This is a genomic window from Rhodoferax sp. TH121 (assembly GCF_002251855.1).
Classification (GTDB): domain Bacteria; phylum Pseudomonadota; class Gammaproteobacteria; order Burkholderiales; family Burkholderiaceae_C; genus Allorhodoferax.
Map to the genome: position 1 here is coordinate 1 of NZ_NOXW01000012.1, position 26,412 is coordinate 26,412.

Here is a 26,412-nt window from a genome sequence, read left to right on the forward strand (position 1 = left end):
GTACCGTGGGCGCTGGCGTGGTTGCAAAAATCATCGCGTAAAGGACTCTAGGGGTATAGCTCAATTGGCAGAGCGTCGGTCTCCAAAACCGAAGGTTGTAGGTTCGATTCCTACTGCCCCTGCCACCTGGGAATAGGTGGCAACCAAGCCCGCTACGGTGTAGCGGGCTTCAGTGTCTTGAGGATGCTGAAAATTTAGTACAAGTGAGACGCGAATAAAGACTATGGCCACGACACAAGTTCAAACTGTCAACACAGGCGCAGACAAAGCCAAGCTGGCGGTTGCTGTGCTGTTGGTGCTTGGCGCACTGACAGCCTTTTATTTGCTGGGCAAGCAAGGCGCGCTGGTGCAGTGGGCTGCCTTGTTGCTGGGGCTTGGCTTGGCTGCCGGGATCTTTTTTGCGTCGGAATCGGGTCGCCAACTCATTGCTTTTGGCAAGGATGCTTGGCGCGAAGTTCGTAAAGTCGTGTGGCCTGCTCGCAAAGAGGCGATTCAGATCACTGCGTATGTCTTCGGTTTTGTGCTCATCATGGCCTTGTTTCTGTGGTTGACGGACAAGACGCTTGAGTGGCTTTTTTATGACCTGATTCTGGGGTGGAAAAAATAATGACTGATGATGTGGTGATTTCCGCTGCAGAGCAGCCTGTGTCCGCGCCTGCGAACCCGGATTTGCGTTGGTATGTGGTGCATGCCTATTCTGGAATGGAAAAGGCAGTTGAGCGCAACATCATCGAGCGCATCAACCGTGCCGGCATGCAGGGCAAATTTGGTCGCATCCTAGTGCCGATGGAGGAAGTGGTTGAGGTCAAAAATGGCCAGAAAAAAACCACAGAGCGGAAGTTTTTCCCTGGCTATGTGTTGGTGGAAATGGTCATGGATGACGATACATGGCATTTGGTCAAACACACCAATAAGGTAACCGGTTTTGTCGGGGGGGCCAAGAATCGCCCTGCACCCATCTCCGAAGCTGAGGTGATGAAGATCGTCAACCAGATGCAAGAAGGCACCGACAAGCCGCGTCACAAGATCGAGTTTGTGGTGGGTGAGTTTGTACGCGTCAAGGAAGGCCCCTTCACCGACTTCAATGGTTCGGTGGAAGACGTCAACTACGAAAAGAGCAAGGTGCGTGTGTCGGTCACTATTTTTGGCCGCTCTACTCCTGTGGAATTGGAGTTTTCTCAGATTGAGAAAACGTGAGCTTCACTAAAACCTAAGGTTTGCTGGCCAGTCATGGCCGGCGCTGCATTTGCGTTTTCCGACTCGGCGCGAATGAGTTTCTAGAGTCGTTAACCCCGGGGAGCCTCGGTCTGAATTGTTCAGTGCCAGGGCGTTATTACCCGTAAGGAGAAATCATGGCGAAGAAAATCGTTGGTTTCATCAAGCTGCAAGTGCCAGCTGGTAAAGCCAATCCATCCCCCCCCATTGGCCCCGCTTTGGGTCAACGTGGCCTGAACATTATGGAATTCTGCAAGGCATTCAATGCGCAGACCCAAGGTGTTGAGCCAGGTTTGCCTTTGCCTGTGGTGATCACAGCATTCGCGGACAAGAGCTTCACGTTTGTCATCAAGACGCCCCCAGCCACTGTGCTGATCAAGAAAGCTATCAAGCTCGACAAAGGCTCTTCAAATCCTCTGAAGGACAAGGTTGGCAAGATCACACGTGCCCAGCTCGAAGAAATTGCAAAGACCAAGATGAAAGACATGACTGCCGCCGATCTGGATGCAGCCGTTCGTACCATCGCTGGTTCTGCCCGCTCCATGGGCGTGAATGTGGAGGGCGTGTAAATGTCCAAGCTCACTAAAAAGCAAAAAGCCCAAGTTGGCAAGATCGACAGCAACAAGCTGTACGCCCTGACAGATGCACTAGGTCTGGTGAAAGAATTCGCCAACGCCAAGTTCGATGAGTCCATCGACGTGGCCGTGCAGCTCGGCATCGATGCCAAAAAGTCTGACCAAGTGGTGCGTGGCGCCGTAGTGCTGCCTAATGGCACTGGCAAGACCAAGCGCGTGGCTGTGTTCGCCCAAGGTGCCAAGGCTGAAGAAGCCAAGGCTGCTGGCGCAGACGTAGTGGGTATGGACGACTTGGCCGCTATGGTTAAGGCTGGTGACATGCCTTTCGACATCGTGATTGCTGCCCCTGATGCCATGCGTATCGTGGGTACCCTGGGTCAGATCCTGGGACCACGTGGATTGATGCCTAACCCCAAGGTTGGCACCGTAACTCCTGATGTGGCTACAGCCGTGAAGAATGCCAAGGCCGGTCAAGTGCAATTCCGTGTGGACAAGGCTGGTATCGTGCACAGCACTATTGGTCGCCGTTCCTTTGACGCCGCCCAACTGCAAGGCAACTTGGCGGCGCTGGTGGACGCATTGAACAAAGCCAAGCCAGCTTCCAGCAAGGGTCTGTATTTGCGCAAAGTCGCAGTTTCGTCGACCATGGGTGTGGGCGTCCGCGTGGACCTGCAAACCATCTCGGCGTAATCGCAAATTTGGATGCTCCGCAAGGAGCGTCTGATGTGGTGGGCTGCCCAAGCCACAAGGTTCAGGCAGGCCATCCAAGACCGTTGGTGTACAGGCAACTGTACTTAATACTGAAGCCAACGCAGATGGCGATCCCGCTGCAGATGGAATGTGAGTTCTGTTAACAGTTGGTCGCTGCAATGTGGAGCATGAGCAACGCAAGTTGCAAAGTGCATTTAAAGGAGTAGACCTTGAGTCTGAATCGCAGTGAGAAAGAAGCGGTCATCAGTGATGTGACCGGCCTCGCCGCTAAAGCTCAAACGCTCGTGATCGCGGAATACCGCGGCATCACGGTCGCTGACATGACCAAACTGCGCAACACCGCGCGCAGCGCTGGCGTGAGCCTGAGTGTGTTGAAAAACACCCTGGCCCGTCGTGCTGTTGCTGGTAGCAGCTTTGAAGTTGTCTCCGACCAGATGACCGGTCCCCTGATCTACGGCTTTTCCGAAGACGCAGTAGCCGCCGCCAAGGTGGTGGCCGAGTTCGCGAAAACCAACGACAAGTTGGTGATCCGAGCTGGTGCGTACGGCGGGAAGGCCCTGGACGTGAACGGCGTGAAGCAATTGGCAAGCATCCCTTCCAAGGAAGTGCTGTTGGCGCAATTGTTGGGCTTGATGCAGTCCCCCATCTCTCGCACAGCACGTGTGCTGGCAGCTTTGGCGGAACAGCGTGGCGCAGGTGCAGCAGAAGCTGCGCCCGCAGAGGCAGCCGCAGCGTAAGCGCGGCCTGTCTGTAGTAACCAATATTGTTAGGAAATCAAAATGGCATTCGATAAAGACGCATTTTTGACCGCGCTGGACAGCATGACGGTCATGGAACTCAACGACCTGGTGAAAGCCATCGAAGAGAAGTTTGGTGTGAGCGCTGCTGCTATGGCAGCTCCCGCTGCTGGCGGTGCTGCTGCTGGCGGTGCTGCTGCTGAAGAGAAGACCGAATTCAACGTCGTTCTGGCTGACGCTGGCGCCAACAAGGTGTCCGTGATCAAGGCTGTGCGCGAAATTACCGGTCTGGGCCTGAAAGAAGCCAAGGATTTGGTTGACGGTGCTCCCAAGGCTGTTAAAGAAGGCGCTTCTAAGGCTGACGCCGAAGCCGCCAAGAAGAAGCTGGAAGAAGCTGGCGCCAAGGTCGAACTCAAGTAATCGACTTTATTGCCTGGGCTGGAGGTTCCGAACAGGGCCTCCAGCCTTTGCTGCTTGTGAACACTGAAATTAGTGTGCACTACAAAGCAGTCTCGGACTGCTTTGTAGTGTCTTCTGATTCGACTGCAGAAGATGCCTTGGTACGGGTTGTGTGCAAGGCACAACCGTCCGCCAGTGATTGGTAGTGGCCAATCGCCAAGCCTGTTGAGAGTGGTGCTCAACGCGACAGTCGCCTAGGACCCCCAGGATTCCTCAGCCTTTGCCCGGAGATCTAATGGCTTACACATACACAGAACGCAAGCGGATTCGCAAAAACTTCGGTAGTCGCGATAGCGTGCTCGAGATTCCCTACCTGCTGCAGATGCAAAAAGACGCGTATACCGCGTTCCTGCAGGCTGACGTAGCCCCCAAAAAACGCACTGCGGAAGGCTTGCAAGCTGCTTTCGAAGCCGCCTTCCCAATCGTTTCCCACAACGGTTTTGTGGAAATGAAGTACCTTGAGTACAACCTTGCAAAGCCTGCGTTTGATGTCCGTGAATGCCAGACCCGCGGATTGACCTTCGCGTCTGCCGTGCGCGCCAAGGTGCAACTGATCATTTATGACCGTGAGTCATCCACTGGCCAGAACAAGGTAGTCAAGGAAGTCAAGGAACAAGAGGTCTACATGGGCGAGGTGCCCCTGATGACGGGCAAAGGCTCCTTCATCATCAACGGGACGGAACGCGTGATCGTGTCCCAGTTGCACCGTTCGCCCGGCGTGTTCTTCGAACACGACAAGGGAAAGACCCACAGCTCGGGCAAACTGCTGTTCTCCGCGCGCATCATTCCCTACCGTGGTTCCTGGCTCGATTTCGAATTCGACCCCAAGGACCTGCTGTACTTCCGTGTGGACCGTCGTCGCAAGATGCCCGTCACAATTCTGCTCAAGGCCATTGGCCTGAACAACGAATCCATCTTGGCCAACTTCTTCGTCAACGACAACTTCCGTCTGATGGACAGTGGTGCGCAGATGGAGTTTGTGGCTGAGCGTCTGCGTGGCGAAGTGGCCCGTTTCGACATCACCGACAAGTCTGGCAAAGTTGTGGTGGCCAAGGACAAGCGCGTCACGGCGCGTCACACCCGCGAGTTGGAGCAATCGGGCACTTCGCACATCAGCGTGCCTGAAGACTTCTTGATCGGCCGCGTGGTGGCCCGCAATGTGGTGGACGGCGATACCGGTGAAATCGTGGCCAAGGCCAACGAAGAGCTTACTGAAGCGCTGCTGAAGAAGCTGCGCACCGCTGGCATCCAGGACCTGGCTTGTATCTACACCAACGAGTTGGACCAAGGCGCCTACATTTCGCAAACCTTGCGCACGGACGAAACCGTGGACGAATTTGCTGCGCGTGTGGCCATCTACCGCATGATGCGCCCCGGCGAGCCCCCCACAGAAGACGCTGTGCAAGCGCTATTCCAGCGTCTGTTCTACAACCCCGACACCTACGACCTGTCGCGCGTCGGCCGCATGAAGTTCAACGCCAAGATGGGCCGTTCGGAATCGACCGGCCCCATGGTGCTGACCAACGAGGACATCTTGGCTGTCGTCAAGATCTTGGTGGACTTGCGCAATGGCCGTGGCGACGTTGACGATATCGACCACTTGGGCAACCGCCGTGTGCGTTGCGTGGGCGAACTGGCAGAAAATCAGTACCGTACAGGCTTGGCACGTATCGAAAAAGCTGTGAAGGAGCGTCTGGGCCAGGCTGAGCAAGAGCCCCTGATGCCGCACGATTTGATCAACAGCAAGCCAATCTCGGCTGCCTTGAAGGAATTCTTCGGTGCTTCGCAGCTGTCCCAATTCATGGACCAGACCAATCCGCTGGCCGAAATCACCCACAAGCGCCGCGTATCGGCCTTGGGCCCGGGCGGTTTGACCCGTGAGCGCGCTGGCTTTGAAGTGCGTGACGTGCACGTGACCCACTACGGCCGCGTCTGCCCGATCGAAACGCCTGAAGGTCCGAACATCGGACTGATCAACTCTTTGGCCCTGTACGCCCGCCTGAACGAATACGGATTCATCGAGACACCGTACCGCCGCGTAGTCGACAGCAAGGTGACCAACGACATCGATTACCTGTCTGCCATCGAAGAAGGCAAGTATGTGATCGCCCAGGCCAACGCCGCTCTGAACAAAGATGGCGTGTTGATCGGTGATCTGGTGTCTGCCCGTGAAAAGGGTGAATCGATCCTGGTGAGCGCGGACCGCGTGCAATACATGGATGTGTCGCCGGCACAAATCGTGTCGGTGGCGGCTTCGCTGGTTCCCTTCTTGGAGCACGATGATGCGAACCGCGCCTTGATGGGTGCCAACATGTCCCGCCAAGCTGTGCCCGTGTTGCGTCCAGAGAAGCCCATGGTGGGTACCGGTATCGAGCGCGTTGCTGCGGTCGACTCAGGCACCGTGGTGACCGCTACCCGTGGCGGCATCGTGGACTATGTGGATGCCACCCGTGTGGTGATTCGCGTGAACGACGCCGAAGCACAAGCCGGCGAAGTGGGCGTCGACATCTACAACCTGATCAAGTATCAACGCTCCAACCAGAACACCAACATCCACCAGCGTCCCATCGTCAAGAAGGGTGACAAGCTCTCCAAGGGCGATGTGATCGCCGACGGCGCGTCAACTGACCTGGGCGAAATCGCCATTGGCCAGAACATGTTGGTGGCCTTCATGCCTTGGAACGGTTACAACTTCGAAGACTCGATTTTGATCAGCGAGCGTGTGGTGGCCGAAGACCGATACACTTCCATTCACATCGAAGAACTCGTGGTGATGGCGCGTGATACCAAGTTGGGCGCCGAAGAAATCACCCGCGACATCCCCAACCTGAGCGAACAGCAACTGAACCGTTTGGACGAGTCCGGCATCATCTACGTGGGTGCCGAGGTTTTGCCTGGCGACACGTTGGTGGGCAAGGTCACGCCCAAGGGCGAGACCACGCTGACACCGGAAGAAAAGCTGTTGCGCGCCATCTTCGGCGAGAAGGCCAGCGACGTGAAGGACACGTCCCTGCGCGTGGACCAAGGTAGCTCCGGTACCGTGATCGACGTGCAAGTATTCACCCGTGAAGGCATCACGCGTGACCGTCGCGCACAGCAAATCATCGACGACGAACTCAAGCGTTTCCGTCTGGACTTGAATGACCAACTGCGTATTGTGGAAGCCGACGCGTTTGACCGTATCGAGAAGCTGTTGACCGGCAAGGTAGCTAACGGCGGCCCTCAAAAACTGGCCAAAGGCACCAAGCTGGACAAGGCCTACCTTGCATCCGTCGAGAAGTTCCACTGGTTCGACATCCGCCCTGCGGACGAAGAAGTAGCAAGCCAGCTCGAGTCGATTAAAAACTCGATTGAGCAGCAACGTCACAGCTTCGACTTGGCTTTTGAAGAAAAGCGCAAGAAACTGACGCAAGGCGACGAGCTGCCCGCTGGCGTGTTGAAGATGGTGAAGGTTTACATCGCCGTCAAGCGCCGCTTGCAACCTGGTGACAAGATGGCCGGCCGCCACGGCAACAAGGGTGTGGTCTCCAAGATTACGCCCGTGGAAGACATGCCTTACCTTGCCGACGGTACCCCGGTGGACATCGTGCTGAACCCGCTGGGCGTGCCTTCGCGTATGAACATCGGTCAGGTGCTGGAAGTGCACTTGGGTTGGGCCGGCAAGGGGCTGGGCCAACGCATTGGTGACATGTTGCAGCGCGAAGCCGCTGCAACAGAAATCCGTGGCTTCCTGGAGCAGGTGTACAACAGTGCTGGTCGCAAGGAAGACTTGGCCCAGTTGTCGGATGCTGAAGTTAAGGAAATGGCCAAAGAGCTCACCAGTGGTGTGCCATTTGCCTCTCCTGTGTTTGATGGCGCCACGGAAAAGGAAATCGGCGACATGCTGCAGCTGGCGTATCCGGACGATGTGGCCAAAGCCAAGGGCCTAACCGCTACGCGGACACAGGCGCAGTTGTATGACGGACGCAGCGGTGATGCGTTTGAACGCACCACTACTGTGGGTTATATGCACTACCTGAAACTGCACCACTTGGTCGACGACAAGATGCACGCCCGTTCAACCGGTCCGTACAGCCTGGTGACCCAACAACCGTTGGGCGGCAAGGCCCAGTTTGGTGGCCAGCGTTTCGGTGAAATGGAAGTGTGGGCGCTGGAAGCCTATGGTGCGTCTTATGTGCTGCAGGAAATGCTGACAGTCAAATCCGATGACGTGCAAGGCCGTACCAAGGTGTACGAAAACATCGTCAAGGGCGAGCACTCCATCGAAGCCGGTATGCCGGAATCGTTCAATGTGTTGGTCAAGGAAATTCGTTCCTTGGGCATCGACATCGAACTCGAACGTTCTTAATTGAAAGGGAAAGAGTCACATGAAATCTTTACTCGACCTGTTCAAGCAGTTCACTCCCGATGAGCATTTCGATGCCATCAAGATCGGCATGGCTTCGCCCGAAAAGATCCGTTCCTGGTCTTTTGGCGAGGTGAAGAAGCCCGAGACCATCAACTACCGCACCTTCAAGCCCGAGCGTGACGGCCTGTTCTGCGCCAAGATTTTCGGACCTATCAAGGACTACGAATGCTTGTGCGGCAAGTACAAGCGCCTGAAGCACCGTGGCGTAATCTGCGAGAAGTGCGGCGTTGAAGTCACACAGACCAAGGTTCGCCGTGAGCGCATGGGTCACATTGACCTGGCCGCTCCCTGCGCCCACATTTGGTTCCTGAAGTCCCTGCCCAGCCGTTTGGGCCTGGTGCTGGACATGACGCTGCGTGATATCGAGCGCGTGTTGTACTTCGAGGCATACGTGGTCACCGACCCCGGCATGACCCCGCTGAAGAAGTACAGCATCATGTCCGAGGACGATTACGACGCCAAGTTCAAGGAGTTTGGCGACGAGTTCACCGCCAAGATGGGTGCCGAAGGTATCAAGGATTTGTTGGAGTCTATTGACATCGAAGGCTCCATCGAGAAGTTGCGCAACGACCTGACCGGTTCCGAGCTGAAGATCAAGAAGAATGCCAAGCGCCTGAAAGTGCTGGAAGCCTTCAAGAAATCTGGCATCAAGCCCGAGTGGATGGTGCTCGATGTACTGCCCGTGTTGCCGCCGGACCTGCGTCCGCTTGTGCCGCTGGACGGTGGCCGTTTTGCGACATCCGACCTGAACGACCTGTATCGGCGCGTCATCAACCGTAACAGCCGTCTGCGTCGTTTGCTGGAACTGAAGGCGCCGGAAATCATTGCGCGCAACGAAAAGCGCATGCTGCAAGAAGCCGTGGACAGTCTGCTGGACAATGGCCGCCGCGGTAAGGCCATGACGGGCGCCAACAAGCGCGCGCTCAAGTCGCTGGCCGACATGATTAAGGGCAAGAGCGGTCGTTTTCGCCAGAACTTGCTGGGCAAGCGTGTGGACTACTCTGGTCGTTCCGTAATCACCGTAGGCCCAACGCTGAAGCTGCACCAGTGCGGTTTGCCGAAACTGATGGCCTTGGAGCTGTTCAAGCCCTTTATCTTCGCGCGCTTGGAAGCGATGGGTATTGCGACCACCATCAAGGCGGCCAAGAAAGAAGTCGAGTCCGGCACGCCCGTGGTGTGGGACATTCTGGAAGAGGTCATTAAAGAGCACCCTGTGATGCTGAACCGTGCGCCTACGCTGCACCGTTTGGGTATCCAGGCCTTTGAGCCCATCCTGATCGAAGGCAAGGCTATTCAGCTGCACCCGCTCGTTTGCGCGGCTTTCAACGCTGACTTTGACGGTGACCAGATGGCTGTCCACGTCCCTCTGTCGGTAGAAGCACAGATGGAAGCTCGCACGCTGATGCTGGCCTCCAACAACGTGCTGTTCCCTGCCAACGGCGAACCGTCCATCGTGCCGTCGCAGGACGTGGTGCTGGGTCTGTACTACACCACCCGTGATCGTATCAATGGCAAGGGCGAAGGCCTGATCTTCGCCGACACTGGTGAAGTGCAGCGTGCCTTCGATGCCGGCCAAGTCGAGCTTAACGCCCGCATCAATGTGCGTTTGACCGAGTGGACCAAGAACAAGGAAACAGGAGAATTCGAGCCTTCGACCAAGCTATGGGAAACCACAGCCGGCCGTGCGCTGTTGTCCGAAATTCTGCCGAAGGGCCTGCCTTTCTCCAACATCAACAAGGCATTGAAGAAGAAGGAAATTTCCAAACTCATCAATGTGTCTTTCCGCAAGTGCGGATTGAAAGAGACCGTAGTGTTTGCCGATAAGCTGCTACAAAGCGGTTTCCGTCTGGCGACCAAGGCCGGTATCTCTATCTGTATCGACGACATGCTGGTACCGCAGGAGAAGCACGACATCATTGGCCGTGCCCAAAAGGAAGTCAAAGAGATCGAGCAGCAGTACGTCTCCGGTCTGGTGACCTCTGGCGAGCGCTACAACAAGGTGGTTGACATTTGGGGCAAGTCGGGTGACGAAGTGTCCAAGGTGATGATGGCCAAGTTGTCCAAGGAAACGGTCACCGACCGCCATGGCAAGCAGGTTCAGCAAGAGTCCTTCAACTCCATCTACATGATGGCCGACTCCGGTGCCCGTGGTTCTGCCGCGCAGATTCGCCAGGTGGCTGGTATGCGGGGTCTGATGGCCAAGCCCGATGGCTCGATCATTGAGACGCCAATTACTGCGAACTTCCGTGAAGGTCTGAACGTATTGGAGTACTTCATCTCCACCCACGGTGCTCGTAAAGGTCTGGCTGACACGGCCTTGAAGACAGCCAACTCGGGTTACCTGACACGTCGCCTTGTCGATGTGACGCAGGACTTGGTCGTGACCGAACAGGATTGCGGCACCCACAATGGTTACCTGATGCGCGCCATCGTCGAGGGCGGTGAAGTGATTGAGTCCTTGCGGGACCGCGTGTTGGGCCGCACCACGGCTGATGATGTTCTGCACCCAGAAAACCGCGCCGTGCTGGCCAAGGCCGGCGACATGCTTGACGAAGACCTGATCGAAGAGCTGGAGGCCGCTGGCGTGGATGAGGTCAAGGTCCGTACGGCACTGACCTGCGAAACCCGCTTTGGTATTTGCGCCAAGTGCTATGGCCGCGACTTGGGACGTGGTGGTCTGATCAACGGCGGTGAAGCCGTCGGCGTGATTGCTGCGCAGTCCATCGGTGAACCCGGTACCCAGCTGACCATGCGGACCTTCCACATTGGTGGTGCGGCTTCTCGTGCCGCCATCGCCTCCAGCGTGGAAGCCAAGTCCAATGGTGTGATCGGTTTCAACGCCACGATGCGCTATGTGACCAATAGCAAGTCCGAGTTGGTAGTAATTGCCCGTTCCGGCGAAATCATCATCCACGACGAGCACGGTCGCGAACGTGAACGCCACAAGGTGCCTTACGGCGCCGTCTTGACCGTCAAGGCGGACCAGACCATCAAGGCTGGAGCCATCTTGGCGAACTGGGATCCGCTGACCCGCCCCATCATTACCGAGTTTGCAGGTAAGGCTCACTTTGAAAACGTCGAAGAAGGTCTGACCGTTGCCAAGCAAGTGGATGAAGTGACTGGTCTGTCCACTTTGGTGGTGATCGATCCCAAGCGTCGCGGCGCTGCCAAGGTCGTGCGTCCCCAGGTCAAGCTGATCGACGCCTCTGGCCACGAAGTGAAGATCCCTGGTACCGATCACTCGGTAACCATCGGCTTCCCGGTGGGCGCTCTGGTGCAGGTGCGTGACGGCCAGGACGTGGGCCCCGGCGAAGTGCTGGCCCGTATTCCGATCGAAGGCCAGAAGACCCGCGACATTACGGGTGGTCTGCCCCGTGTGGCCGAACTGTTCGAAGCCCGTTCGCCCAAGGACAAGGGTGTCTTGGCTGAGGTAACCGGTACCGTGTCCTTCGGTAAGGAAACCAAGGGCAAGGTCCGTTTGCAGATTACGGACCCAGAAGGCAAGGTCTGGGAAGAACTCGTGCCCAAGGAAAAGAACATCTTGGTGCACGAAGGCCAGGTGGTTAACAAGGGTGAGTCCGTGGTGGACGGCCCGGCCGACCCTCAAGACATTCTCCGCCTGCTGGGTTCCGAAGAGCTTGCACGTTATATCGTGGACGAAGTGCAGGACGTGTACCGCTTGCAAGGCGTGAAGATCAACGACAAGCACATCGAAGTGATTGTTCGTCAGATGCTGCGCCGTGTGGTGGTCGAGGCTGCAGGTGATTCCGGCTACATCAATGGCGAGCAGGTGGAGCGTTCCGAGATGCTCAACACCAATGACGCCCTGCGTGCAGAAGGCAAGATCCCAGCGACCTACACCAACCTGCTGCTGGGTATCACCAAGGCTTCCTTGTCCACGGACAGCTTCATTTCCGCTGCGTCCTTCCAGGAAACCACTCGCGTGCTGACCGAGGCTGCCATCATGGGCAAGCGCGATGAGCTGCGTGGCCTGAAGGAAAACGTCATCGTAGGTCGCTTGATCCCCGCTGGTACGGGCCTGGCCTACCACGAAGCTCGCAAAGTGCGTGAGACCATGGATGATGCGGAGCGTCGTGCCATTGCTGAAGCCGAGGCGGCTGAATTGGCTGGCAGTGCAGACACCAGCGGTGAACTGGAAACCAACGAAGGAACTGCGGCCGAGTAATCCGCTGATGTTGCGTTAGTTCTGATGCCCCAAGCATGTGTCGTGCAGCTTGGGGCATTTTTCATGAGGGCGTCGCGATGGATATGTCGCTGTTATTGTGGCTGGTTTTGGCCCTGCTACTGTTTTGGGGCGTGGGGCTGTATAACCGTTTGATGCGTCTGCGTGCGCGTGGGCTCGAAGTTCTCAGTGTGGTGGAAAAACAGGCAGGCACCTGCGTCGGCTTGGTCAAGCAATTTGTAGGTAGGCCCGACGATCAGGGGCAGGTTCAGGTGGCCGCACAATGGGCAGACGTACATGCTGCAGCACTTCGTTTGGAACTAACGTTGGCGCAGCCACGTCTCGCACCTTTGCAGCCTAACGCAGTGGCGGCTGTATCCAAGGCATGGGCTGACATGCAGGCAGCGTGGCTGGCGGCTACTGAAGGACCAACGGATTTGGCGGGGCCTGTCATGCCCCCTGAGATGCAAGAGGCGTGGGCGGCTGCCAACCTCAAGGTACAAAGTGCCAGTGGCGGCTTCAACCAGATCATTGCACGGTACAACGAGGCAATTCACCAATACCCGGCCCGCTGGGCGGCGCCCTTGATGGGGTTTCACGCCGCCGGGTCATTCTGATTCATGAACAACCCTATGAAAGCCCCTCCCTTGTGGCGGCAGCTTCAGCAAGTAGCGCGGGCAAATGTGGCCGTCATGTCCGGTACGTCAGGAACTGCCGCACTGGAATTGGTCGATGCCAACTTGCGCAGCGGTGTTCAGGCCCTTTGCTTTCATGTCTGGCGGCATTGGGGGCGGGCTCAGGCACTGCGTACCCAATTGGTTCGCAAGCCGCCGCCGCCCATGGTCGACGCACTGCTGTGTTCGGTGTTGGCGCTGGCTTGGAATGCCGAGGACAGTGCTTATGATGCGTTTACGCTCGTCAACCAAGCCGTAGAGGCTGCGAAGCGGCAACCTGAAACCAAGGCGCAGGCCAATTTCGTCAATGCTTGTTTGCGGCGATTTTTGCGAGAGCGTGATGCATTGCTGGCTGCCACAGACGCAGACCCTGTCGCGCACTGGAACCATCCGCGCTGGTGGATCAACCGTTTGCAGAAAGACCACCCGCAGCAATGGGCGGAAATCCTGGCGGCCGCCAATCGGCACGCGCCCATGACATTGCGCGTAAACCAACGGCGCATACAGCCCCAAGCCTACCTTTCTCTGTTAAGGGCGGCTGGCATGGATGGACGGCAAGTGTCGGCCAATGCGATCGAACTTCAGAGCCCTGCTCCAGTGCAGGCATTGCCTGGTTTTGGCGATGGCTGGGTGTCTGTGCAGGATGCTGCCGCCCAAGTAGCGGCGCCTTTGCTGCTGAACGGCTACCGGGGGCAAGAGCCATGCCGCATTCTCGATGCCTGTGCGGCCCCCGGCGGTAAAACCGGACATTTGCTCGAGTGTACCGAGGCTGAAGTGCTGGCTTTGGAGGTGGACCCGCGTCGCGCAGAGCGTATCAGCAGCAATGTCCAGCGCCTTGGCCTGCAGACGCAAGTTATTGTTGCGGATGCGAGTGCTGTACCAAGCTGGTGGGACGGACGTCTTTTTAATCTGATTCTGCTGGATGCCCCCTGCACGGCCTCCGGTATCGTACGGCGACATCCTGATATCCGTTGGCTGCGTAGGGAGAGTGATGTTGCGCAATTGGCGGCCACACAAAGGCATCTTCTAAACACATTGTGGCCCTTGCTCTTGCAAGGCGGGCGCCTGTTGTTTTGTACCTGTTCCATTTTTCGGGCCGAAGGGGATGCGCAGGTTCAGGCGTTTCTTGGGCACAACACTGATGCAGTTTTGCTGCCATCCCCGGGGCATTTGTTGCCGAACAGCAGCCCTGACTCGGGGCGAGTCGCTGACAATCCACTGGGTGACCACGACGGTTTTTTCTATGCACTTTTTGAGAAGCGTGCGGCCTGAGGGGGCCATGCGCTGGCTCGCGGCCATTTGCTTTCTGGGTTTCTGCCTGCTGGGCAGAGCCCAAGGCGCAGCTGAAATCGTTTCTTTTGAGCTGGAGCGTGGCGCCGAGGAGCTGAGCCTCTCAGCCCAACTGCAATTTGAGCCGTCAGTAGCGGTGGAGGAGGCTTTACTCAAAGGCATTCCCATGGTGTTTGTGGCCGAAACCGAGTTGTTGCGCGAGCGCTGGTATTGGTACGACAAGTCTGTAGCCTCATCCGCGCGCCATTTTCGCTTGGCTTTCCAGCCACTAACCCGACGCTGGCGGCTCAATATCAGTTCTGGGCCCGTGAGTTCCACGGGGCAAGGTCTTGTTTTGAACCAGAGTTTTGACACGCTGCAGCAGGCCTTGGCTACGATCAAACGCGTTTCGCGTTGGCGTGTTGCGGGCGCAAATGAGCTGGATCCCACCGTGCGCTACCGCTTCGAGTTCCGTTTTCGTCTGGATCTGGGGCAATTGCCACGACCATTCCAGATTGGTGCAATTGGCCAATCGGAATGGGATATTTCCGTAGGGCGCTCGGAGCTACTTGCGCCAGAGGCGGCCAAATGAAGGCAGCGCAAACCCTGGTGGCCAATTCTGGCCACCAGACCTCGCGCGCTGTGCGGCGCGCCGTAGCGGTGGGCGCTGCCGCCATGGTGCTGATCGGCCTGCTGTTGCTGTATCTGCTGACTCAAGCAACCAATAACCGGGAGCTTTACGAACAGAACTACGCACGATTATTTGTTGTGAATATGGTGGTGGCTACCCTGCTGGGCGTCGCTATTGCCTGGGTCGGTTATCGCCTGATTGCGCGGCTGCGGCAAGGCCGGTTTGGCAGTCGTTTATTGGTCAAACTGGCAACCATTTTCGCGCTGGTCGGGGTCATGCCGGGGCTGTTGATATATGTGGTGTCCTACCAGTTCGTATCCCGGTCGATTGAGACCTGGTTCGATGTGAAGGTCGAAGGGGCCTTGGAAGCTGGCCTGAGTCTGGGGCGAGTTACCCTGGAGACCTTGTCCAGCGACCTAGCGACCAAGTCGCGTACTGCAGCGAGCCAACTCGTAGAGACCAGTGACTCCGCGACGGGTGAGGTTGCGGAACGCTTACTAGACCAATTGGGCGCTACAGACATCACCATCTGGTCCGGTTCTGGGACATTGATTTCCAGCGTAGGACTGTCGCGGTTTCAGCTCAGCCCAGATAAACCCAGCTCCAGCCAGTTTCGGACCGCACGGCAAGAGCGTTCGTTGGCCTGGGTCGAGGGTCTGGAGGACGCGGTACCCGGGGCTCTTGCCAATGCGCAAATCAAGGCCCTTGTGCCCGTGTCGAGTTCCGTGTTGGGTTTGTCCGCAGAGACCCGCTACATGTTGGTGTCGCGCACGCTGCCAGCGGGCTTGGTGGCGAATGCCATGGCGGTGGAGGCGGCCAACCGTGAGTACCAAGAACGAGCTTTGGCCCGTGAAGGACTCAAACGCATGTACATCGGCACGCTCACGCTCAGCCTCTTCCTTGCCGTGTTTGGCGCTGTGTTACTCGCGGTTGTGCTGGGGAACCAAATCGCCAAACCGTTGTTGCTGCTGACCGAAGGCGTCAGCCAGGTCGCGGCGGGGGACTTGACACCGAAGCTTGCTATGCAAGGGCGTGACGAGTTGGGCGGGCTGACACGCGCCTTTGCTTCGATGACCCAACAATTGGCGGACGCTCGCCTCTCGGTCGAAGCCAGTATGTCGCAGGTGGATGCAGCCCGTGCAAATTTGCAGACAATATTGGACAACCTGACCTCGGGGGTCGTTGTACTGGCGCCGGATGGTGGCATCGTTTCGTCCAATCCAGGCGCCACCCGCATCTTGCAGCGGCCATTGGCAGCCTACGAAGGGCAACGCATGGCCGAAGTGCCAGGGCTGCAAGTGTTCGGTGAGGCCGTGCAAAACCAGTTTGCCCAGTATCTGGGCAATCGTGTCGAGCACGGACTGGACCACTGGCAGCAATCGTTTGAGTTGGGTGGGGACACTGCGGTGCAAAGTCCGTTCGAGCGTGCAGTTACCCTCGTGGCGCGTGGTGCAGAGTTGCCCAGTGCCCAACGATTGTTGGTGTTTGATGACATTTCTGAAATCGTGTCGGCCCAGCGCGCCCAAGCTTGGGGCGAGGTAGCGCGCCGTTTGGCGCACGAAATCAAGAATCCCTTAACGCCCATTCAGCTCTCTGCTGAACGTATGGAAATGAAGTTGGCCGGTAAGCTCGAGGGGACAGAGCTGGCAATCCTCACCAAATCGGTGAAAACCATCGTAGACCAGGTGGATGCCATGAAGCGCCTGGTCAATGAGTTCCGGGACTATGCGCGGCTACCATCCGCCGAGCTCAAGCCCGTGGATTTGAATGCACTGGTACGCGACGTACTGCAGCTGTATGAATCGGATGCCAGCAAAGTGGTTTTGTTGGCCGAATTGGACGAAACATGCCCCCCAATCCGCGGTGATGCGCAACAGTTGCGGCAGGTGATTCACAACCTGGTGCAGAACGCCCAAGATGCGACAGAGTCAGCCGCCCTGCCAATGCCTGGACGTGTCACCGTGCGCACCCAAAACCTGGCGGCTGCAGAGCGTGTACGCCTGTCGATACAGGACGAAGGTACAGGATTTCCTGATCACATCCTCAAGCGGGCCTTCGAACCCTACGTCACCACCAAAACCAAGGGAACAGGCTTAGGTCTGGCGGTGGTAAAAAAGATCGCTGACGAACACGGCACGCGTGTGGACATCACGAACCGCACCACGGAAGGCAAGGTAACTGGCGCGCAAGTGTCGTTATCATTGGCGATAGACCACAGCGCACAAGGTTGAGCGCGGACAAAGGCATCAAAGGGACTGCGCTAACAATGGCAAACATACTGGTAGTTGACGACGAACACGGCATTCGGGAATTGCTCTGGGAAATTCTCAATGACGAAGGCCACACCGTCGAGCTCGCTGAGAATGCCGCACAAGCCCGTGCGGCGCGCCTGCGCGAGCGCCCTGATCTGGTCCTGCTAGACATTTGGATGCCCGATACTGATGGCGTCACCTTGCTCAAGGAATGGTCCTCCACCGGGGCGCTTACCATGCCCGTCATCATGATGAGTGGCCACGCCACCATCGACACTGCAGTGGAAGCCACCAAGATCGGCGCTCTGGCGTTTCTAGAAAAACCCGTCACGCTTCAAAAATTGCTCAAGGCTGTGGAGCAGGGGCTAGCGCGCAACAGTCTGCGTAAAGCTGTACCAGTGCCTATTGCAAATTTGCAGGCCAATGAGCCCGTGGTGTCTCCTGCCACGCATAACGTGGCTGCTGTAGATGCTGGGCCAGTATCCGAACAGCGTTTCATGCTGGACAAACCCCTGCGTGAAGCGCGTGATGAGTTTGAAAAAGCGTATTTCGAATACCACTTGGCCAAAGAAAACGGCTCCATGACGCGGGTTGCCGAGAAAACGGGCTTGGAGCGCACCCACTTGTACCGGAAGCTTAAACAATTGGGTGTTGATCTGACCCGCGGTAAGCGAAATGCCCCATAAACTGATGCTATAATTCAAGGCTCAGGCCCGGTAGCTCAGTCGGTAGAGCAGAGGATTGAAAATCCTTGTGTCGGTGGTTCGATTCCGCCCCAGGCCACCAAACCTAAAAATGGCTTCCAGCAATGGAAGCCATTTTTTTTGCCTCGGCATTGTGCGTAGCGGCCCAGTAGTCCACTTGGGCTATTGATGGGCCCTGCAGGGCGGGGTACGCTCCTTCTTCAGAAACCCGTTGAGCGCAGGGCAGGGCGGGTTGGCAAAACAAAACGGGCTGGAGTAACATGCAGCCGACAACACGAGGGGTTCTCATGTTCAGCTTGTTTCGGGGCAAAGGTGACACGCCGGATCCCGCCAAGGACGCGCCAGACTCGCGCGGCTTGGAGGTGAAAGAGGACGACCCCGACACGGCATGGAGCCTGTGGGACAGCGCCCTGGCGGAGCAAGATTCCAGGTTTCTGGATGTTCCTCCCGTATCCCGTGCCATGCCTGTGTCGCCCGAGCCTACGGCTCGTAGTCTGGCCAAGGCGGCCGACGCCTACCCCGACCTAGAAATTCCCACCCAACCGCTGGGTCTGGAGGATGCATCTCCGGCACAGCGCATGAAAGCTGCGCTGGACATTGTGGAGCTGCATCACCACCGCATTGCCAACACCATCCGTACCCTGTGGGGCTACAAAGAGTGCAGCGTGTATATCAACAAGCTGATCATGAACGGTGGCGACGGCATGGGCAACGCCCGGATCGGCTTTAACCAGGAGGCGGCCGACGCCATGCTGGTCTTGGCGGATTTGCACGACGCAGAATTTGGCCCTGCCGATGGCGGCGGCCTGGGTATGGCTGACCTGTCCTTCAACAGTGGGTACAACGGACACCGCTAGGCCTCCGTGTCCGCAGGGCTTGCAGGCTTACCAGTCCAACAGCGTCAGCCCCACGCTCAGCACGGTGCGGCGACGGTTGTAGTCCATCAACGAATCGCCATAGCCGCTGAACAGCTCGGTATGGAAGCGCAAACTGCTGCGGTCGCTGTGGTTGCCGGCCGAGCCAATTTTATGTAGCCATCCCAGGCGGACGGAGCCGTTGCCTTCAGCTTTGAGGGAATGGCGCAGCGTCAGCGCCAGGGTGTTGTTCGGGTCCACATTCCAGGCGGCGGCCATTTCGGCACGGCCCACCATGTCCTCGATGTCCGGGTTGTCATCGCTGGCGGCATCTTCAGGCAGACGCTGCCACAGGCTGGCGTTGATGGCCACTTTGCTGCCCAGCTCCAGCCCGGCGCGGGCGATCACCCGGTTCCAGCTGCGCGAGAGCGGCAGGCTCTGGCCATTGCTCTGGTGGTTCAGACTCACGCCGCCGTAGCGCAGACGCCAGCCCGAGGGCAGGGCGGATTCAACGGGGAAGATATAGGTGAATTCGGGCTCGTGGTCGGTGGCGCGAAAGGGGCGTGACAGGTCGGCATTGAACAGCTGCCAGTACGACTGCTGGCTGTACGAGAACCACAGCGAATCAAGCCGGTTTGGGTCGCCGCCAGTCAGCAGGCCCTGGGCTACTTTGGTGCGCACCGAGAGCTGAATGCGTGTTTCAGTGGTGGTGTAGGGTTGGAAGCTTGCCGTGTGACCTGCCGCCGGTGAACTGGGTGCCGTGTTGACGCTGTCCGAGCCGATGACGGACAGGCTGATGGGCCGGTAGCCGCGGATGCCAAAGGTGCCGCAGTCGCTGGCGGGCTCCAACTCCCAGAAGCGCGACAGCGGGGTGGCGGCCGGGTTTTTGCAGCTCACCACCTCCACGGGGACTGGGGTGTTCACCGGCGCAGGGGTTGCCGCCAGCGGTTGGTTGCTGGCCATCGCTTCAGTACCATTTTGGGCCATAGCCCCCATGGATACTGCGCAAGCAGCTATTAAAAAAAGAGCGTTTGTGGTGCGGTACATCATTTTTGGGCGGCGGCCTGGGCCGCATTGGCTTGGGCTTTTGCGGCAAATTCGGCGCGCAGGGCGCGCAGTTTCTCGCGCGGGTCTTCTTTCACGGTGGCCTGGTCCAGGCCCATCTCGGCAATGAAACGGCTGGGCAGGGCGGCCACCATCTCGCGGCCTTTCTTGCGGCGGCGTGTCCAGCTTACCGCCAGGCTGCGCTGGGCGCGGGTGATGCCCACGTACATCAGGCGGCGTTCTTCCTGCAGGCGGGCTGCGATGTCTTCATTGGCGGATTCATGCTCCATGCTGGAGCCACCCAGGGTGTCGGCCCCATCGCCTAGCTTGAAAGGCAACATGCCCTCAGTCACGCCTACCAGCAGCACATGGGGCCACTCCAGGCCCTTAGAGGCGTGCAGGGTGGACAGGGTCACCACGTCCTGGTCCTTCTCGCGCTCGCTGATGGTGGAGAGCAGGGCGATGGTCTGGGACACTTCCAGCAGGTTTTTGACCTCGCGCGTGCTGGTAGTGCCGGCGGCGTCCTCAATTTGGCCACCGCAGCGCTGCGCCATCCACTCGCAAAACTCCATCACATTGCTCCACTTGGCGGAGGCGACGGATTCGCTGTCCTCACCGTCGTAGAGGTGTTTCTCGTAGCCAATGTCCTTGAGCCATTCCATGATGAAGGCCATGGCGGCCTCGGCACCTTCGGTATGGCGGGCGCGGAATTGCAGGTCGTTGATGTAGCGGCCGAACTCGTGCAGGCTGCCCAGCGCCTTGGCACTGAGCACGCTGGCCAGCGACGAGGAGAACAGCGACTCGAATAGGCTGAGCTTGTACTGCGTGGCAAACACACCCAGCGAGCCCAGTGTCTGGTGGCCAATACCGCGCTTGGGTGTGGTCACGGCACGCAAAAAGGCCGGGTCGTCGTCCTCATTGGCCCAGAGACGGAACCAGGCACACAGGTCGCGTATCTCGGCGCGATCAAAAAAACTCTGCCCGCCGGAGACCTTGTAGGGGATACCGGCCCGGCGCAACGCTTTCTCGAAGGGCTTGGCCTGGTGGTTGGCGCGGTACAGCACCGCAAAGTCGCGGAACTCCTTGTACTGCTTGCCCTGCGCATCCACCGTGCCGTTGGCGCGCAGGCTCTGGATGCGGGCGACCACGCGCTCGGCTTCGTGCTCCTCGTTGTCGGCATCCACCACGCGCACCGGTTCGCCCTCGCCCAGTTCGCTGAACAGCGTCTTGGGAAACAGCTTGGGGTTGGGGCCGATCACATTGTTGGCGGCGCGCAGGATGGCGCTGGTGGATCGGTAGTTCTGCTCTAGCTTGATGACCTTGAGGGTGGGAAAGTCCACCGGCAGTTTTTTCAGGTTGTCCAGCGTCGCGCCGCGCCAGCCGTAGATGGACTGGTCGTCGTCCCCCACCGCAGTAAAGCGCGCCTTCTCGCCCACCAGGTATTTCAGCACTTCATATTGCGTGGCATTGGTGTCCTGGTACTCATCCACCAGCACATGGCCCAACAGGCCTTGCCAGCGCTCGCGCACCTCCGGGTAGTCGCGCAGCAGTTTCAGGGGCAGGGTAATCAGGTCGTCAAAGTCCACACTTTGGTAGGCTGTCAGCCGCTCTTCGTAGCGCGCCATGGCGGAGGCGATGATGCGTTCGTTGTCATCCGCCGCCTGGGCCAGGGCCTGGTCGCTGTTGAGGCCGGCACCTTTCCAGGCGCTGATGGTCCACTGCCATTGCCGTGCCGTGGCAGCATCAATCGTGCCGCCCGCATCCTTGATGATGCTGGTTACATCGTCGCTGTCCAGAATGCTGAACTGCGGCTTGAGTCCCAGCACCGCGCCGTCTTCACGCAGCATGCGCACGCCTAGCGCGTGGAAGGTGCACACCAGCACGTCCTTGGCCGCCCGGCCAATCAACTGCTTGGCGCGTTCGCGCATCTCAGCCGCTGCCTTGTTGGTGAAAGTGATGGCGGCAATGCGGTTGGCTGGCAGGCCCATCTGGATCAGGCGCGCAATCTTGTGCGTGATCACGCGTGTTTTGCCCGAGCCCGCTCCGGCCAGCACCAAGCAGGGGCCGTGCAGGTAGTTGACCGCCTCTTGCTGGGCGGGGTTCATGCCATGGTTGACGTTGGGGGAGGGGGCAGACATGGGTAACGCGAGGTAAGAAGGGTGACCGGGGGAGGTCGCCGCAAGGACTCGGCCAAAGCCGGAGCGCCATCTTAACGGGTCAGCACAACCCGTGCCCCAGCTGCCGTGCTTGTCAGCCCGGTGGCAGGCCCGACGCCCAAACCCCGCCACAATGGAGGCCGTGCTACAAATCCTGACTGTTACCTTTCCTTTCTTTGCCTTGGTGTTGTGTGGCTATCTGGCCGCCCGCCGCGGCATGCTGCCATTGGCAGCCATTCCCGGCCTCAACGGCTTTGTGTTGTTCTTTGCGCTGCCCTGCATGCTCTACCGCTTTGGCGCCAGCACGCCCATCGCCGAATTGCTGGACGTGCAGGTGGCGCTCACCTACCTCCTGTGCGCCCTCATCATGGTCGGCTTTGTGGTGGCGGTGACGCTGCACGGCCGCATTGGCTGGAACGACGCCGCCTTTGGCGCACTGGTGGGCGCCTTCCCCAACACTGGCTTCATGGGCGTGCCGCTGCTGGTGGCCCTGCTGGGCGCCAAGGCCGCTGGCCCAGCCATCGTCACCATCTTGGTGGACATGGTGATTACGTCGTCGCTGTGTATTGCCCTCTCGCGCCTGGGCGGAACCGATGGTGTGTCGGCCACGCAGGCCGCCAAAAACGCGCTCAAGGGCGTGGCCGCCAACCCCATGCCCTGGTCCATTTTGCTGGGGGCCCTTGTGTCGGCCTTGCAATTGGAGCTTCCCAAACCGGTGGTCACCACCGTGGGCCTGCTGGCCGATGCGGCCTCGCCCGTGGCGCTGTTCACCATTGGCGCAGTGCTGGCCCGCTCCCAAATGCTGGCCAAGGACGACAAAACCCACGAAGTGCATTGGCAGGAGTACGTGCCGGTGGCGCTGATCAAGCTGTTTTTGCACCCGCTCTTGGTGCTGCTGGTTGGCGTGTCGGCGGTGAGCCTGGGCGTGCCCATCGACAAGTTTGCGCTGACTGTGCTGGTGCTTCTGGCCGCACTGCCCAGCGCCAGCAATGTATCCCTTTTGGCCGAGCGCTTTGGCGCCGACAACGGGCGCATCGCGCGCATCATCTTGGTGTCCACTGCGGCGGCATTCTTCACCTTCTCGGGGGCAGTGGCGCTGATGGTGGGGATTTAGGTGCTATTGATTTGGTAGCTGCTTGCGCATAATCCATGGGCTCTAGGGTCTGGTTTGGCTTGAAATTTTGGCTGTCCCTTCGTTTGCTGGTGGCTTTGCGTGGGCGTGCACAATAGACCCATGAACCTTGTTTCCCAAGTCGTCTCCGTCGTGCTGCGCACGGTGTTGAAGCTCACTGTACTGGCAGCAGCCTTGGTGTTCATCACCAGCCTGCTGATCGTGGCCCTGCTCAGCCTCGTGTTTGTGTTGCTCAAGGCACTACTCACCGGGCGCAAGCCGGTGTTTGTCACCACCTTCCAGCGCTTCAACCAGGCGCGCCAGCAGTTCAAGCGCGGTGGTTTTGGCGCCGCAGGTTCGGCGGCAGCGAAGGGTTTCGGCCATCAGGCTCCGGCTGCGGATGTGGTGGATGTACAGGCGCACGAGGTTCGTGATGATCAGACTTTGCCTTATGCACCGGGCGAGCCTAGACGTTGAATCGGTATTGCAATTTGCTTGCAAGGCTGCTAAGTCGGCTACCCCCCCCTAAACATATCCGTACCCCGTTTCTCCACTTAGCCAAAACGTTTCCTTTGAAGCCACAAGTTTTTCGAGCAATTCAGTAAAAGACTTCGCGACAATTTGGTTATAGCCAACGTTATTTAGCGTCTCGTGAAAAGTGTCTAAAAATCGTGCTTCGGTTTGGATGCTAAGGTCGATACAAAGGTAGTCACTGTTTTGGACATCGATCAATCTGTACCAACTCGCATGCAGTTGGTGAAGTGGTGAATTGGTATGTGACCAGCCTGACTCTAGGACCGACTGCATCTCATCAACTGGCAGTAAATACCATTGCCAGAATGCTCCGTTGTAAGGCAGATCACCTTCGTTTTCCGTTCGGTGCAGCATTGCTCCGTTTGCTTTCGAATAGAAGTAGACGAGATCGCAGGGCATTCCCATTTGATCGAGTCGTTGGAGTTGATCCACATTAGCTGGCTCAAATAATTGGTGGTCGTGTTTCATGACCTGCAACAGTGTGTCAATTCGCATCATGGACATCTCTTCACTGAGGACGCTTACTGTTTTGCTATCAAAATGGTATCCACCATCGCAGGCAATACATGGCCTGCGGACCTAAAAATCACTCAAATCGCCAGTGGATCCACATCAATCGCCCAGCGGATCAGCCCCTTGCATTCGGGTTGGCTGCGGGTGGCGTGCAGTACGCTTTGCCAACCGTTGAGGAACTGCTGCAGCGCCGCGCGGGACGAACTTTCGATCAGCATCTGGGCGCGTTCCACATTGGCCACCCGCTGGATGGTCATGGGCACGGCGGGGTAGAGGGTGATCTGGTCCAGCAGCGGGGTCCAGCCCTCCCACTCCAGCATTTGGGTCTGGGCAAAGGTGCGTGCGGCGTTCAAGAAGGCCTGCGCGGCTTCCTGCGTCTTGGCATCGGCGCGCACCAGGGCCTGGGCGCTGAAGGGCGGCATGGCGGCCTGCTCGCGTTCTTTCAGCTGCTGCTCGGCAAAGGCCGGGTAGTCGTGTTTCTTGAGCGCGGCATACAGCGGGTGCGTGGGCTGGAAGGTCTGGATCCATACCTCGCTCTGCGCGCCCAGTGACGCATCGCGCCCGGCGCGGCCGGCGGCCTGCATCAAGAGGCTGAACAGGCGTTCGGGTGCGCGGAAGTCGCTGCTGAACAGGGCGTTGTCGGGGTTCACCGCCGCCACCAGGGTGATGCGCCTGAAGTCGTGGCCCTTGGCAATCATCTGCGTGCCCACCAGCACATCCACCTCGCCCGCGTGCACCGCGGCCAGTTGTTCCTCCAGCGCGCCCTTGAGCTTGGTGCTGTCGGCGTCAATGCGGGCAATGCGCAGGTGCTCGCCACGCGGGTTTTGGGGGGTGACTGAGCCGGCGCGTTTCACGTCCACCAGCAGCTCGGCCAGGTGCTCTTCCAGCTGTTCGGTGCCGCGGCCGATGGGCGCAATGTCCACATTGCCGCAGTCCGGGCAGGCGCGCGGCACGCGTTCGGTAAAGCCACAGTGGTGGCAGCGCAGGGTGCGGTCGACCTTGTGGAACACACGGAAGGCGCTGCAGTGCGGGCATTCACTCTTCCAGCCGCAGTCATCACAGGCCAGCACCGGGGCGTAGCCGCGGCGGTTCAGAAACACCATGACCTGCTCACCGCGCGCCACGCGCTCCTTGATGGCGTCGATGAGCGGTAGCGAAAACACGGCCTTGCGCGGCTGGTGGTTCATGTCCACCCGGCGCACCAGCGGCAGCTTGCTGGCTTCGCCCACGCGGCTGGGCATGTGCAGGCGCAGGTAGCGCCCGCCTTCGTCGGCCGGGCGGCTGTGGTGCCAGCTCTCCAGCGAGGGCGTGGCCGACCCCAGAATCACCTGGGCGCCTTCGAGTTTGCCGCGGTAGACGGCCAGGTCCCGCGCCGAGTAGCGCGCGCCCTCGCTACTTTTGTAGCTGGGGTCGTGTTCTTCGTCCACCACGATGAGGCGCAGTTTGGGCAGGCTGGCAAACACCGCCATGCGCGTGCCCAGCACAATGCGCGCCGCGCCGCCATGCGCCGCCAGCCAGCTCTTGAGCCGCTGCGGATTGGTCATGCCGCTGTGCAGGCTCACCACAGCGTGTTCACCATACAGCGGCGCAAAGCGGGCCTTGAAACGCTCTTCGAGCTGCGGCGTCAGGTTGATCTCCGGCACCATGATGAGCGCCTGGGCGTCCGGGTCTGCCGCCAGCAGCTTGTGCACACAGTGCAGGTAGACCTCGGTTTTGCCGCTGCCGGTGGCGCCAAACAGCAGAAACGGCCCGGGGTGCGCTGCAATCTGGGCCACGGCGCTGGCCTGCTCGGGCGTGAGAGCCGGTACTGCCAGCACGGCGCCGCTCGCGCCTTCCACGGGTTTGGCGCGCTTGAGTCGGCGCGCCATCTGCTCGGGACTCAGCTCGCGCAGCTGCGGAGGCAGGGCGGCCAGGGCCACCTCACCCGCCGAGCGCTGGTAGTAGCTGGCGGTAAATGTAAGCAGTTGTTGCCACTGGTTTGAGAGCGGTGCGATGCCTTCCAGCGCCCCCGCAATCGCCCGCACCTTGGTCGGGTCGAACTCGCCGGTGGCCTCGGCCCCGCCCTTGTCCCACACCACGCCCAGGGTCTCGCGATTGCCCAGGGGCACGCGCACCAGGGTGCCGGCCGGTAGCGGTTGCTCACTTTGGTAGGTCAGCACCGGCCCCAGCGCCGCGTGCGCAGGGGTGTTCACCAGCACGGGCAGCCAGTGGCTCATGGGGTGGACGCCCGGTGGGGCCGGGTGGGCAGAGGGGGATGCGGCACTTGGGCTAAATTATTGATGTGAACTTGCGAAACAAAGTCTAAGTACTTGATTTCAAAGCGCTTTACAGTTCGTTCACGTTTTCTGTGGATAACTTTGTTGATATCTGCGCTTTGCCCCT

20 protein-coding genes and 2 tRNA genes are annotated in these 26,412 nt (G+C 58.8%); 18 read left to right on the top strand and 4 right to left on the bottom strand.

Annotated elements, in window-relative coordinates; genetic code table 11:
- The first annotated feature begins 49 nt into the window (after positions 1-49).
- The 16 genes from CHU94_RS00385 (at position 50) to CHU94_RS00460 (ending at position 18,675) form a co-directional block, all read left to right on the top strand.
- Positions 50-125, top strand: a tRNA-Trp gene (locus tag CHU94_RS00385).
- A gap of 98 nt (positions 126-223) precedes the next feature.
- Complete coding sequence (gene secE, locus CHU94_RS00390; protein ID WP_094475606.1) at positions 224-607, top strand: preprotein translocase subunit SecE; 384 nt, start codon at positions 224-226, stop codon at positions 605-607.
- On the top strand, positions 607-1,197 hold the full coding sequence (gene nusG, locus CHU94_RS00395) for a transcription termination/antitermination protein NusG (protein WP_094475608.1): 591 nt from the start codon (positions 607-609) through the stop codon (positions 1,195-1,197). The genes secE and nusG overlap by 1 nt, the downstream gene beginning before the upstream one ends.
- 155 nt (positions 1,198-1,352) lie before the next feature.
- Positions 1,353-1,784 (top strand): 50S ribosomal protein L11, encoded by a 432-nt coding sequence (gene rplK, locus CHU94_RS00400; protein ID WP_057674553.1) that lies wholly within the window; start codon positions 1,353-1,355, stop codon positions 1,782-1,784.
- A complete protein-coding gene (gene rplA, locus CHU94_RS00405; protein WP_094475610.1) occupies positions 1,785-2,480 on the top strand; it encodes a 50S ribosomal protein L1 in 696 nt (231 codons plus the stop codon).
- A 230-nt stretch (positions 2,481-2,710) separates the two neighbouring features.
- Positions 2,711-3,238 (top strand): 50S ribosomal protein L10, encoded by a 528-nt coding sequence (rplJ, locus tag CHU94_RS00410; RefSeq protein WP_094475612.1) that lies wholly within the window; start codon positions 2,711-2,713, stop codon positions 3,236-3,238.
- Positions 3,239-3,280: 42 nt separating this feature from the next.
- Positions 3,281-3,658: a 50S ribosomal protein L7/L12 gene (rplL, locus tag CHU94_RS00415; RefSeq protein ID WP_094475614.1), complete on the top strand. Its 378-nt coding sequence runs from the start codon at positions 3,281-3,283 to the stop codon at positions 3,656-3,658.
- Between the two features lie 274 nt (positions 3,659-3,932).
- Positions 3,933-8,045: a DNA-directed RNA polymerase subunit beta gene (gene rpoB / locus CHU94_RS00420; protein WP_094475616.1), complete on the top strand. Its 4,113-nt coding sequence runs from the start codon at positions 3,933-3,935 to the stop codon at positions 8,043-8,045.
- A gap of 19 nt (positions 8,046-8,064) precedes the next feature.
- Positions 8,065-12,291, top strand: coding sequence for a DNA-directed RNA polymerase subunit beta' (gene rpoC, locus CHU94_RS00425; RefSeq protein ID WP_094475618.1), 4,227 nt, complete (start codon positions 8,065-8,067; stop codon positions 12,289-12,291).
- 83 nt (positions 12,292-12,374) lie between these two features.
- Positions 12,375-12,905 carry a hypothetical protein gene (locus CHU94_RS00430; RefSeq protein WP_176451883.1) on the top strand — a complete coding sequence of 177 codons (531 nt, stop codon included), beginning with the start codon at positions 12,375-12,377 and terminating at the stop codon, positions 12,903-12,905.
- Positions 12,906-12,908: 3 nt separating this feature from the next.
- Complete coding sequence (gene rsmB / locus CHU94_RS00435) at positions 12,909-14,234, top strand: 16S rRNA (cytosine(967)-C(5))-methyltransferase RsmB (RefSeq protein WP_094475622.1); 1,326 nt, start codon at positions 12,909-12,911, stop codon at positions 14,232-14,234.
- A 7-nt stretch (positions 14,235-14,241) separates the two neighbouring features.
- Positions 14,242-14,823: a DUF4390 domain-containing protein gene (locus CHU94_RS00440; protein WP_094475624.1), complete on the top strand. Its 582-nt coding sequence runs from the start codon at positions 14,242-14,244 to the stop codon at positions 14,821-14,823.
- On the top strand, positions 14,820-17,093 hold the full coding sequence (locus CHU94_RS00445) for an ATP-binding protein (RefSeq protein WP_094475626.1): 2,274 nt from the start codon (positions 14,820-14,822) through the stop codon (positions 17,091-17,093). The genes CHU94_RS00440 and CHU94_RS00445 overlap by 4 nt, the downstream gene beginning before the upstream one ends.
- Positions 17,094-17,128: 35 nt before the next feature.
- Positions 17,129-17,800, top strand: coding sequence for a response regulator (locus tag CHU94_RS00450; protein ID WP_094475757.1), 672 nt, complete (start codon positions 17,129-17,131; stop codon positions 17,798-17,800).
- A 24-nt stretch (positions 17,801-17,824) separates the two neighbouring features.
- A tRNA-Phe gene (locus tag CHU94_RS00455) sits at positions 17,825-17,900 on the top strand.
- 205 nt (positions 17,901-18,105) lie between these two features.
- Positions 18,106-18,675: a hypothetical protein gene (locus CHU94_RS00460; RefSeq protein WP_094475628.1), complete on the top strand. Its 570-nt coding sequence runs from the start codon at positions 18,106-18,108 to the stop codon at positions 18,673-18,675.
- Between the two features lie 27 nt (positions 18,676-18,702).
- On the opposite strand, the gene CHU94_RS00465 is transcribed toward CHU94_RS00460, so the two are convergent.
- Positions 18,703-19,635, bottom strand: coding sequence for a phospholipase A (locus CHU94_RS00465; RefSeq protein WP_255033698.1), 933 nt, complete (start codon positions 19,633-19,635; stop codon positions 18,703-18,705).
- Between the two features lie 83 nt (positions 19,636-19,718).
- Positions 19,719-21,854: an ATP-dependent helicase gene (locus CHU94_RS00470; protein WP_094475632.1), complete on the bottom strand. Its 2,136-nt coding sequence runs from the start codon at positions 21,852-21,854 to the stop codon at positions 19,719-19,721.
- A gap of 160 nt (positions 21,855-22,014) precedes the next feature.
- Between CHU94_RS00470 and CHU94_RS00475 the strand changes: the two genes are divergently transcribed.
- The gene (locus CHU94_RS00475) at positions 22,015-22,986 is read left to right on the top strand and encodes an AEC family transporter (protein ID WP_094475759.1); all 972 of its coding nucleotides are present in this window, start codon (positions 22,015-22,017) and stop codon (positions 22,984-22,986) included.
- Between the two features lie 120 nt (positions 22,987-23,106).
- Positions 23,107-23,460 (top strand): hypothetical protein, encoded by a 354-nt coding sequence (locus CHU94_RS00480; RefSeq protein WP_094475634.1) that lies wholly within the window; start codon positions 23,107-23,109, stop codon positions 23,458-23,460.
- A 48-nt stretch (positions 23,461-23,508) separates the two neighbouring features.
- On the opposite strand, the gene CHU94_RS00485 is transcribed toward CHU94_RS00480, so the two are convergent.
- On the bottom strand, positions 23,509-24,015 hold the full coding sequence (locus CHU94_RS00485) for an SMI1/KNR4 family protein (protein ID WP_176451884.1): 507 nt from the start codon (positions 24,013-24,015) through the stop codon (positions 23,509-23,511).
- 92 nt (positions 24,016-24,107) lie between these two features.
- Positions 24,108-26,246, bottom strand: coding sequence for a primosomal protein N' (priA, locus tag CHU94_RS00490; RefSeq protein ID WP_094475638.1), 2,139 nt, complete (start codon positions 26,244-26,246; stop codon positions 24,108-24,110).
- Positions 26,247-26,412 lie beyond the last annotated feature (166 nt).